We start from the raw sequence: 576 nt of genomic DNA, 5'->3' as shown, positions 1-576 counted from the left end.
GGTCTATTAGCACGCGGCCTCAGTCCCAGATAGCGCAGCAGCCGGATCATCAACGCTCCCGTCGAATAGAAATGCTATATAAAAAGAAAAAAGAGAAATCTGAACAATCTTGATCAAGCTATCTTCTTCTAAAATAGTATCAATGTTATGAGTTGTATTATTCATAGACATCATTTCAATATAATGGGTGTCTATGACTCACACATATAACCCCCATATGTTAATTAAACGAACTATTTACCACCTTTACCAAAAGTAGTTATACGATTTTCTTTTTTAACTATTGTAATTCTACTATCTCGATGAATCATTCTTTGATGACAATCCAGACATAAGCTAATCATACCTTCTAGTGTAGATGGCCCCCCTTTTCCATATTCAAAAATATGATGTGCTTGTACATTCTTATCTGAGCCACATAGCTGACACATGTAAAAGTCTTGTATTTTTCGCTTTTTCTGAGCAGTTCTATGGTCATTTGGTCTATTCATCATCTTCTTCTGTAGGAGATTGTTTTACATCCAAAGCTAAACGCCACGCTCATCGCGGCAGCAAGCAGCCGAGAGGGGCAGAAGG

Annotated in this window: 2 protein-coding genes; one reads left to right on the top strand and one right to left on the bottom strand. The window is 37.8% G+C overall.

Translation table 11 applies throughout. The features are described from left to right. Positions 1 to 233: 233 nt before the first annotated feature. Positions 234 to 431 (bottom strand): HNH endonuclease, encoded by a 198-nt coding sequence (locus BFL28_RS21895; RefSeq protein WP_407487745.1) that lies wholly within the window; start codon positions 429 to 431, stop codon positions 234 to 236. Here BFL28_RS21895 and BFL28_RS21630 point away from each other — a divergent pair. Continuing rightward, a partial coding sequence (locus BFL28_RS21630) for a hypothetical protein (RefSeq protein WP_241527387.1) occupies positions 359 to 576 on the top strand: 218 nt, incomplete at its 3' end. The two genes, BFL28_RS21895 and BFL28_RS21630, sit on opposite strands and share 73 nt — an antisense overlap.

The organism is Sphingomonas turrisvirgatae (assembly GCF_001721295.1).
GTDB classification, from domain to species: Bacteria; Pseudomonadota; Alphaproteobacteria; order Sphingomonadales; family Sphingomonadaceae; genus Sphingomonas; species Sphingomonas turrisvirgatae.
This window is presented reverse-complemented; position numbering and strand designations above follow the sequence as displayed.